This window comes from Streptomyces sp. WAC06614 (assembly GCF_003949795.1).
In the GTDB taxonomy this organism is placed as follows: Bacteria; Actinomycetota; Actinomycetes; order Streptomycetales; family Streptomycetaceae; genus Streptomyces.
In genome coordinates, this window is sequence record NZ_RPRY01000262.1 from 1 (window position 1) to 9,959 (window position 9,959).

A 9,959-nucleotide genomic window follows, 5' to 3' on the forward strand; every position below is an offset into this window, starting at 1 on the left:
CAACGGGCGGGGCGGCCGGGGCGGCCGGGGACGTCTACGCCGGGCTGCGGGCCACCTGGCGGGGGCTGTTGCTGGGCGACGGCTTCCCGGTCGGGCAGGAGCCGTTCCGGACCCGGCTGGCCGAGCTCGGGGCGCTGGCAGGGCAGTGGCGGTCCTCCATGGCTCCGGCCACGGGCTCGCTGTGGCCCGACCTGGGTTTCGCCACCGATCCGGAGCTGATGATGCGCAGCTACTACCGGCTGCGGACGATGGCCGAGGCGTACGTGCAGCCGGGCACGGGCGTGACCGGGGACGCGGGGCTGGCGGCGGCCCTGCGGGTGGGCCTGGACCATCTGCACGCGCAGGTCTACCACGCCGGGCAGGCCCGGTACGGGAACTGGTACTGCTGGCAGATCGGTGCTCCCCAGGCGTTGCTGGACATCTGTGTCCTGCTCCACGAGGAACTTCCGGCGCAACGGCTGGCGGACCACTGCGCCGCCGTCGACCACTTCGTGCCCGACTCGGCCGTCGCCTCGTACACGGGGACCAGTACCGGCGCGAACCGGGTCGACCTGTGCCGGGTGCTGGCGGTACGCGGGGCCGTGGGCGGGGTCGACGCCAAGCTGGCGCTGGCCCGGGACGCGCTGGCCCCCGTGTTCCCGTACGTCACGCAAGGAGACGGGCTGTACCGGGACGGTTCGTTCGTCCAGCACACCTGGGTGCCGTACTCCGGCACGTACGGGGCGGTGCTGCTGGGTGGGCTGGGACTGCTGTTCGCGCTGTTGAGGGGCAGTCCGTGGCAGGTGGACGATCCGGGGGCGCGGATCGTGTCCGACGCCGTGGAGCGCGCCTGGGCGCCGGTGCTGTTCAACGGGTTGGTCATGGACGCGGTGTCGGGCCGGGCGGTGAGCCGGGGACTGTCCGACGAGGCCGTGCCGGTGCGGCAGGACGACCACACCCGAGGGCACGCCCTCCTCGCGGCGGTCCTGCTGCTGGCCGAGGGGGCGAGTGCGGGGGATCGGTCCCGGTGGCGGGGCCTGGTCAAGGGGTGGGCGGCCCGCGACTCCTACAGTCCTCCGCTCGCGGACCCCACCTTGAGCGTGTCCGCGCTCGCCCGGCTGGCCGCGCTGGAGGGGGACGCCTCGGTGTCGCCGGTGGGCGAGCCGGTGGGGCACCGGGTGTTCGCGGCCATGGACCGCTGCACCCACCGGAGACCGGGCTGGGCGGCCTCGCTCAGCATGGCCTCGCGGCGGATCGCGCACTACGAGACGGGCAACGGTGAGCACCTGCGGGGCTGGCACACCGGCAGCGGGATGCTCATGTGGTGGGGTTCCGCCTACGGCAACGGGCAGTATTCCGACGCCTTCTGGCCGACGGTGGACCCGTACCGGCTGCCCGGCACGACCGTCTCCCGGGCACCGCTCGCCGACGGAGCCGGGGGCGACTGGGGGGCCGCACGGCCGGACGCGAGCTGGGTGGGCGGCAGCACGGACGGGGAGTTCGCGTCGGTGGGGCAGCATCTGCGCGGGCTGTCGAGCACGCTCAGTGCGCGCAAGTCCTGGTTCTTCCTGGCCGATTCCGTGGTCTGTCTCGGCGCGGGCATCCGTTGCACGGACGGCGCCGTGGTCGAGTCGGTGGTCGACAACCGGAACCTGGGGGCTGCCGGCACCCATGCCCTGACGGTCGGGGGGAGGGTGCAGCCGACGACGCTGGGATGGTCGGGCTCGTTCGCGTCGCCCGGCTGGGCCCACATCGCCGGGTTCGGTGGCTATGCGATGGCCGGGGGCGGTGGCTTCCGGGCCCTGCGCGAGCAGCGCACGGGGAGCTGGAAGCAGATCAACCGGGGCGGCTCCCCCGCCACCGTGTCCCGCAGGTACCTGACGCTCTGGTACGACCACGGCGCCGACCCGGACGGCGCCGGCTACGTCTACCAGATGCTGCCGGGGGCGTCCGTCGCGCAGACCGAGGCCCGGGCCGCCGCCCCGGGGTGGATGTCGGTGCTCGCCAACACCGAGGGGGTCCAGGGGATCGCCGTTCCTTCGCTCGGGTTCACCGGAGCCAATTTCTGGCAGGCCGGTGCGGCCGGCCCGCTGGAGGCCGACGGGCCGTGCTCGGTCACGGTGCGGGAGAGACCCGACGGGACGGCGGTCCTGTGCGTGGCCGATCCGACCCGGAGCCAGGCGCGGCTGACCGTCGTCTGGCACCGGCCGGTCGCCGAGGTCCTGTCCCGGCCGGCCGGGGTGGTCTCGGCCACGCCCGGAGCCTCGCTGGTGCTCACCTTCGGCGATCTCCGGGGAGCGGCGGGAGCGACCCTGGAGGTGGTGGTGCGCCCGGGGTGAGCAGGCCGGGGCGGCGGGGCGGAAATCTGGTCGACGGGCGGAGGGGAGGGGCATAAGATCACGTTCACGACATCGCGTGCCGGTCACCGACCGGGTGAGGCATGGAGGTGTCCGTGAGGTGCCTTCCGGAGGCATTCACCCATGTCGGTAGAGCTCAACCACACCATCGTCCACTCCCGCGACAACCGGGAGTCCGCAGCGTTCCTGGCGCACATCCTGGGTCTCGAAGTCGGGGCCGCGTGGGGGCCGTTCGTCCCTGTGGAGACCGCGAACGGCGTCACGTTGGACTTCATGACCCTTCCTGCGGAGTCCATCACCCCCCAGCACTACGCGTTCCTGATCTCCGACGAGGAGTTCGACGCGTCCTTCGAGCGCATCCGGGCGCGCGGGATCACGTACTACGCCGATCCCCACATGAAGCAGCCCGGCGAGATCAACCATCACCACGGCGGCCGGGGTCTGTACTTCCTGGACCCGGCCGGTCATGGGATGGAGATCATCACCCGGCCGTACGGCAACCTCGGGTGACCGGGTGCGGCCGGGGGCGCACTCCCCCGGCCGCACCACCTTTCGCAGTCCGCCTTTCGCATTCCGCCTTTCGCATTCCGCCTGGCGCATTCCGCCTGTCGCCCGTCGCCCGTCGCCCGTCGCCCGTCGCCCGTCGCCCGTCGCCCGTCGCCCGTCGCCCGTCGCCCGTCGCCCGTCGCCCGTCGCCCGTCGCCTGTCGCCTGTCGCCTTCAGGGCAGGTAGACGATGTGGGGCGCACCTGTCGTCGGGTGGGTTCCGATCCGGGTACGTACGCCGTAGACCTCGGCCAGGAGGTCCTCGGTGAGGACCTCCGCCGGGGTGCCGTCCGCGACCGGACGCCCCTCGTGCAGGACGTAGAGGCGGTCGCAGAAGTGGGCGGCCAGGTTGAGGTCGTGCAGCACCAGCAGGACGGTGGCCGGCAGGGCGCGCACCAGGCGCAGGACCTCCAACTGGTGACGGATGTCCAGGTGGTTGGTCGGCTCGTCCAGGGCGAGCAGACCCGGCTCCTGGACGAGGGCGCGGGCGACCAGGGCCCGTTGGCGTTCGCCGCCGGACAGTTCGTCGAAGCGGCGGCCGGCCAGCGACTCGGCGCCGACCGTGTGCAGGGCACCGGCGACCCGTTCGGCGTCGTCACGGCCGTCCGTTTCCCAGAACCGCTTGTAGGGGCTGCGGCCCATCGCCACCACCTCGTGCACCGTCAGCCCGGGGACGGAGCCTGCGTCCTGCGGTACCACGGCCACCCGTCGGGCGCGTTCCTTGACGGTCAGGGTGCCGGCGTCCGTGCCGTCCAGCAGTACCCGGCCGGCGGTGGGTCGTAGGGCGCCGTGGACACAGCGCAGCAGGGTGGTCTTGCCGCTGCCGTTGGGGCCGACGACGCCCACCGTCTCGCCGGGTCCGGCGGTCAGGTCGACGTCGTGCAGCAGCGCGCGGCCGTCCGTCTCGAAGCGGATCGATTCGGCGCGGAGTTCCACCGCTGCGCGGCGTTCCTCTCCCGACGTGCTCACCGTACGTGGCGTGCGTGGGCTCATCCGGCGACGCCTTCCGTCCGGGGGGAGCGGCGCAGCATCCACAGGAAGAACGGTCCGCCGATCAGGGCCGTGACCACGCCGACCGGTATCTCCTCCGGCGCGGCCGCGGTACGCGCGACCAGGTCGGCCAGGGTCAGGAACACCGCGCCGCCCAGCGCGGCCACCGGCAGCAGTGCGCGGTGCCCGGCGCCGACGACCGCCCGGGCCGCGTGCGGGGCCATCAGCCCCACGAATCCGATCGACCCGCTGTAGGCGACCAGCACGCCCACCACCAGCGAGGTGAGGACGAAGACGGCGGCCCGGAACCGTCCGGTGTCCAGGCCCAGGGTCCGCGCGTCCTCCTCGCCGGTCAGCAGCAGGTCGAGCGGCCGGGCCAGCGTGAGCAACAGCCCGGTCCCGAGGGCCAGCGCCACGGCGGGCAGGGCCAGTTCGTTCCAGCGGGCCCCGCCGAGGCCGCCCAGGGTCCAGAACATCACCGACCGGACCTGGTCGGCCTTCGCCGCGAGCACCACCACCAGGCTGGTCAGCGCCGACAGCACGTACTGCACGGCCACTCCGGCGAGGATGAGCCGCCCGGTGGTCATGGTGCCGCCGCGCCGGGCCAGGGCGTACACCGCGACCAGGGCCGCGAGCGCCCCGCCGAACGCGGCGGCCGGCAGCGACAGCCCGGCGAAGCTTGCGCCGGCGCCGAGGACGAGCACCAGCACGGCTCCCGCCGACGCCCCGGAGGAGGCGCCGAGCAGGAAGGGGTCGGCGAGTTGGTTGCGTACGAGGGCCTGGAGCACGGCCCCGCACACCGCCAGCCCCGCCCCCACGACCGCGCCGAGCAGGACGCGCGGCATCCGGACGTCCCACACGATGGAGGCGAGTGGCCCGGTGCTCTCGCGGCCGAGGACGATGGCCAGCACCCGGTCGGCAGGGATCCGTACGGGGCCCAGCGCCAGCCCGGCCACGAGGGCCGCGGCCAGCGCGAGGGCGAGGAGGAGCAGTACGGCGGGCACCCCCGCGCGGCGCACCGCGCCGCCCCGGTGCGTACCGTTCGCCCCCGTGCCGTGCCCGCCCGTACCGCTCACGCCCACGCCCGTACCGCCCACGCCTCTACCGCCCACACCCGTACCGCCCACGCCTCTACCGCCCACACCCGTACCGCCCGCGCCCGTACCGCTCACGCGTGTGCCGTTCACGCCGTGCCCGGGTGGAGCTGGGCGGCCAGGGACTCCACGGCGTCGGCCACCCGGACGCCGAGCACCGCCGAGGACAGCGGGAGCACGGCGAACCGCCGGTTCTTCACGGCCGGGACCTCCGCCAGGGCCGGATCGTTCAGCAGCCGCTGCTTCTTGGCCTCCACGCTGGTGCCGCCGTAGTCGTAGATGAGGACGACCTCGGGCCTGCGCTCGATGACCTGCTCCCAGGACACCTCCCCGAAGGTGGCCTGGAGATCGGCGAAGACGTTGGTGCCGCCGGCCAGCGAGACGATCTCGTTGCCGATGCCCTTGCCGCCGGAGGTCGACGCGGAGCCCTCGCCCGAGTCGAACACGAAGACCGAGGGCCGGGGCCCGGCCGCGACCCGGGCGGTGACGGCGTCGATCCGGCGCTGCTGGTCCTCGATCAGGCGGGCGCCGCGGTCGGGGACGCCGAAGGTGGCGGCGACCTCGGTGATCTCGGTCTTGAGCCGGTCCAGGCCGACCCGCCCGTCCGTGCAGTACTCCACGTTCAGGCGGGAGTTGATCCCGCTCGCGCGCAGACCCTCGCGGTCGCGCCCCTGGGACTTGTCGAAGGCACTGGTGTAGCCGCCGTAGGCGAAGTCAGGTTCGGCGCCGAGCAGGAGCTCCTTGGACGGGTATTCCGCGGCGAGCACCTTGATCCGGTCGTACGCCTCCCGGTAGCGGGGCAGGACCGCGTCGTCGAGGTACGCGGTGCCGACCATGCGGTCCTGCAGGCCGAGGGCGAGCAGCAGTTCGGTGCTGTGCTGGTTGAGGGTGACGGCGCGCCGTGGTGGGGCGGTGTAGGTGGTGCTGACACCGCAGTTGGTGACGGTGTACGGGAAGCCCGGGGCGGCGGAGGCACGGCCCGGGTTGTCGCTCCCGCCACCCCCGTCACTGCCGCCACAGGCGGCGAGGGGAAGCAGAAGGGCGGCGGACGCGAGGGAGCGCGCGAGGGCGCGGAACGGGGGCATGGCCAGACGAACCTCTCCGGGGGATCCTCGTCCCCTGGTCGACGGAAGGTGAAGAGGCGGTGCGTCAGTGTCTGGCTTCCGGAACCGTCGGGATCCGGTCACAGTGGCGGGACCGCACCGGAATCGCACCGGTTTCCTGTCCTGCACCGCCTTGGGGTGACCCGCCCCAGTCTGCCAGACGTGATCTTGGTGTCCACCGGGCCTTCCCGCGCCCGCGGTGGCAGGCCCGTCCGGGCGGGGGGATCGTGGAGGGAGCAGTCGGACGGCGGCGGGAGGTGCGGCATGCGGCGGCTCTGGATGCCGTGGGCGGTCCTGGTCCTGGCGGTGCCCGCCCTGCTGGGCGCTGCCGGGCCGTCCGACGAGACGATCCCGCTGCGCGGGAACGGCCCCGGAGAGCGCCTCGACGTGACGGTGACGCGCACCGTGGACCCGGCGCAGCCGGAGGGCCCCGCGGACGCGCCGCCCGCGGGAGAGCGGTTGGTCGCGGTCGAGTTCCGCTTGAAGAACACCGGTACGGCCGACTACAAGGACTCCCCGCAGAACGGCGCCCACCTGATCGACAGCCAGGGGCAGCGGTTCGCCAGTGCGCCCGGCGCCACCACGGCGGGGACGGAGTTCCCGGCCGTCGTCACCCTCGAACCGCAGGCCACGACCTCGGGCTTCGTCACGTTCGCGATCCCCGCGCAGGCGGAGATCGCCGCCCTCCAGTTCGCCATGAACAGCGGTTTCGCCGACGACGTCGGCCAGTGGACGTACGACGCGGCCGGTGACGCGCCCGCCGGGGCCGCCGACGCCGCCCGGCCTGCCGAAGCCACCGGAGCTTCCGGGGCCGCCGGGGCATCCGGGGCATCCGGGGCATCCGGGGCCCCCGACGCCGCCGGGCCGTGAAAAAACGGTCCGGCCCGGTCGCGTTCCCCCCGTACGCTCCCCCGCATGAGGAACAGCACCATACGGGCCGTCAATCGGCTCACCGCACGCTGGGCCGCCCCGGCCACCGGCACGGGAGAGCGCAGCACGGTGTTCACGGCGGCCGGGGTCTGGCCGCTGCTGGCCCTGCTCGCGGACGGGGCGGACGGGCCGGCCCGGACCGAGCTGGAGGAGGCCCTCGGCCTCCCGGCCGCCGCAGCGGCCCCGGCCGCCCGCGACCTGCTCGACGGCCTGTCGGCGGTCCGCGGCCTGGACGTCGCGACCGGCCTGTGGGCGCGGCACGAGCTGCCGCTCGAACCGGCCTGGACCGAGGCCCTGCCGGACGGTACGCGAGGCGGGCTCACCGGCGACCCCGCCACCGACCGGGCGGCCCTGGACGCCTGGGTGGCGCGGTGCACCCGGGGGCTGATCGAACGGCTGCCGACCGAGGTCGACGCGGAGACCCTGCTGGTGCTCGCCTCGGCGCTGGCGCTGCGACTCAAGTGGATCCAGCCGTTCCAGGACTACGTGCACACGGTGGCCGAAGGCCCGTGGGCCGGGCGGGAGATGGTCGCGCTGCGCCGGACCACGAGCCTGCTGGACCGCGTCCGGGTGGCCCGTACCGCCACGGGGCCGGTCACCGCGCTGAACGTCGTCGGCGACCGGGGCGTGGACGTCCACCTGGTGCTCGGTGAGCCCGACGCCGCGCCGGGCGATGTGGTGCGCGCCGGTGTCGACGTCGTCACCGGGGCCGTCGACACCACCGACGCGACGGCGCTCCCCGAGGGCGCGCCCGGCCCCGGCCTGCGGATCGGCAGCGTGGTGTCGCACGAGCGCGGGCCCCAGCTGTTCGTACGTACCGCCGCGTTCACCGTGGACGCCGGCCATGACCTCCTCGCCCACGCGGGATTGTTCGGTCTGGACTCCGCCCGCGACGACCGCGTCGGCCACTTCCCCGGGATCAGCGCCGAGCCGCTGGCCGTGACCAGCGCACGGCAGTCGGCGGTCGCGCGGTTCATGGCGGAGGGCTTCGAGGCGGCCGCGGTGACGGTCATGGCGGCCGCGGCCGGCTGCGGCGTCCCGCCGCCGCGCCGCTACCGCAACCGCCTCGCCACGGTGACCTTCGACCGCCCCTTCGGGTTCCTGGCCGTGCACCGCACCTCGAAGCTGGTCCTCGCGGCCGGCTGGGTCGCCGAGCCGCTGCCCTACGACGCGTCCGCCGCGGCATTCGCCTACGACGACGAGGACGAAGACGAAGACGAGGACGACGGGTCGTCCTACTGATCCCCGTCCCCGTCCCCGCCCGTGCCCGCCGCCGCCCGGTGCGCGGCGGCCAGGGCGGCCGTGGCGGTGAACGGCGGCACGTACCCGGTCCCGCCCCGCCCCGAGACCGACAGGGACGCGGCGGCCATGCCGTGGCCGACAGCCTCGGGCAGCGCGTCGCCCAGGGCCAGCCGGGCGGTGGTGGTCCCGGCGAAGCAGTCGCCGGCCCCGGTCGCGTCGACCGGCTCGGGGTTGACCGGTACGGGGAGGCGACGGGCGGTGGTGCCGTCGTGCAGCAGCAGCCGGTCCGCGCCCGCGGTGACGGCCACGGCCGCCGCACCCAGGGCGCGGCACCGCTCGGCGGCGATGCCGGGGTCGTCCGTGCCGAGCAGGGCCCGCGCGTCGGCCGGACAGGAGGTCTTGAGCAGCCCGGTCAGCGGGGCGATCCGGGCCAGCAGGGCCCGGGCGGCGCGGGGACCGGTCAGCCGGGAGCGGAAGTTGGCGTCGTACGTGACATGGCCCCCGGCCCCGTGCACGGTGGTCGCGGCGGCGAGCAGCGCCGCCCGGCTGCTGCGCGACAGGGCGCCGGTGATCCCGCTCACGACCAGGGTCTTCGTCCCGGTGAGCAGGTCGTGCCAGGACGCGACGTGCTGCGGGCCGAGGGTGGAACCCGCGCTGTGCGCACGCCAGTAGACGAACGCGCGGTCGCCCTCGGTGTCGGCGGCGAGCAGATAGGCGCCGTTGGGTCGCGGGGCACGGCGCACAGGGGTGACGTCGATGCCGAGGTCGGTCGCGCGGCGCAGCAGCGGCACGGTCAGGTCGTCGTCCCCGACGACGGCCAGCAGCGCGGTCCGTGCTCCTGCGGCCGCGGCGGCCGCCGCCGCGTTGAGGGCGTCGCCGGAGTATCCGATCCGGGCGGCCGTCCCCGGTGCGGCCCCGCGCAGCGCGGCGTCGGCGTGGATCTCCACCAGCACCTCACCGAGCACGAGCACGTCGTACCCACCCGTCGCCCGGCCGTCCCGCGGGGCGGCCATGTCAGTGCTCCCCCGTGCGCGGACCGGCGGTGCCGGGTCGGGCTGCCAGGGTGGTGAAGACGGCGGACAGTTCGGCGGGGTCGGTGGGCAGGCCGCTGCCCACCCCGACGGCCGCCGCGCCCGCGTCCAGCCAGCGGCCCGCGTCGACGGGACGGATGCCGCCGGTGGGCAGGAGCAGGGCCCCGGGCAGGACGGCGGCCAGCGAGCGGAGGAACTCCGGGCCCCCGACGTGCGCCGGGAAGATCTTCGCGGCGCCCGAGCGCCGGACGGCCGAGGCGATCTCCCCCGGGGTGAAGCCGCCCTCGACGAAGACCGCCCCGCGCCGCCCGGCCACCTCGCGCACCTCGGGTGCCGGGTACGGCGAGACCAGGAACCCGGCCCCCGCGTCCAGGGCGGCCTCGGCCTGCGCGGTGGTGGTCACGGTCCCCACCCCGATCAGCGCCGGGCGGCCGTGCCCGTCCACCAGCGGCACGGTCCGCCGGACGGCCTCCGCCCAGCCGGGGGTGGAGGTGGTCAGCTCCACGGCCCGGCACCCCGCGGCGAGCAGCGCGGTGGTCCGCCGTACGGCCGCGTCCGCGTCGGGCTCGCGCAGCACGGGCAGCAGCCGCTGCGCGGCGATGACACCGTGCACCCCGTGCATCCCGTGCACCCCGAACGCCCCGTGCGCACGGTCCGCCCCGCCCCGACCGGTCGACACCACCAGGAC

9 protein-coding genes and 1 riboswitch are annotated in these 9,959 nt (G+C 74.9%); of the genes, 4 read left to right on the plus strand and 5 right to left on the minus strand.

Features of this window, described 5'->3' with window-relative positions; translation table 11 throughout:
* Both EF918_RS26890 and EF918_RS26895 read left to right on the plus strand, forming a co-directional pair.
* The coding region (locus EF918_RS26890) for a polysaccharide lyase 8 family protein (protein ID WP_125651400.1) at positions 1-2,318 on the plus strand (2,318 nt) is incomplete at its 5' end.
* Positions 2,319-2,459: 141 nt separating this feature from the next.
* Positions 2,460-2,846 carry a VOC family protein gene (locus EF918_RS26895; protein WP_125651402.1) on the plus strand — a complete coding sequence of 129 codons (387 nt, stop codon included), beginning with the start codon at positions 2,460-2,462 and terminating at the stop codon, positions 2,844-2,846.
* Between the two features lie 209 nt (positions 2,847-3,055).
* On the opposite strand, the gene EF918_RS26905 is transcribed toward EF918_RS26895, so the two are convergent.
* The 3 genes from EF918_RS26905 to EF918_RS26915 form a co-directional block, all read right to left on the minus strand.
* Complete coding sequence (locus tag EF918_RS26905; RefSeq protein ID WP_260610713.1) at positions 3,056-3,796, minus strand: ABC transporter ATP-binding protein; 741 nt, start codon at positions 3,794-3,796, stop codon at positions 3,056-3,058.
* A 74-nt stretch (positions 3,797-3,870) separates the two neighbouring features.
* Positions 3,871-4,875, minus strand: a complete 1,005-nt coding sequence (locus EF918_RS26910; protein WP_260610714.1) for an iron ABC transporter permease — start codon at positions 4,873-4,875, stop codon at positions 3,871-3,873.
* 179 nt (positions 4,876-5,054) lie between these two features.
* A complete protein-coding gene (locus EF918_RS26915) occupies positions 5,055-6,050 on the minus strand; it encodes an ABC transporter substrate-binding protein (protein ID WP_125651408.1) in 996 nt (331 codons plus the stop codon).
* A gap of 44 nt (positions 6,051-6,094) precedes the next feature.
* Positions 6,095-6,230, minus strand: a riboswitch (cobalamin riboswitch).
* Positions 6,231-6,332: 102 nt separating this feature from the next.
* Here EF918_RS26915 and EF918_RS39180 point away from each other — a divergent pair.
* Together EF918_RS39180 and EF918_RS26925 are read left to right on the plus strand one after the other, a co-directional pair.
* Positions 6,333-6,938, plus strand: a complete 606-nt coding sequence (locus tag EF918_RS39180; RefSeq protein ID WP_312847868.1) for a DUF4352 domain-containing protein — start codon at positions 6,333-6,335, stop codon at positions 6,936-6,938.
* A 45-nt stretch (positions 6,939-6,983) separates the two neighbouring features.
* A complete protein-coding gene (locus tag EF918_RS26925) occupies positions 6,984-8,240 on the plus strand; it encodes a serpin family protein (RefSeq protein WP_125651410.1) in 1,257 nt (418 codons plus the stop codon).
* On the opposite strand, the gene EF918_RS26930 is transcribed toward EF918_RS26925, so the two are convergent.
* A complete protein-coding gene (locus tag EF918_RS26930) occupies positions 8,234-9,253 on the minus strand; it encodes a PfkB family carbohydrate kinase (protein ID WP_125651412.1) in 1,020 nt (339 codons plus the stop codon). The genes EF918_RS26925 and EF918_RS26930 overlap by 7 nt on opposite strands.
* A 1-nt stretch (position 9,254) precedes the next feature.
* Positions 9,255-9,959: bifunctional 4-hydroxy-2-oxoglutarate aldolase/2-dehydro-3-deoxy-phosphogluconate aldolase (locus tag EF918_RS26935; protein WP_260610712.1), on the minus strand; the 705-nt coding region annotated here is incomplete at its 5' end.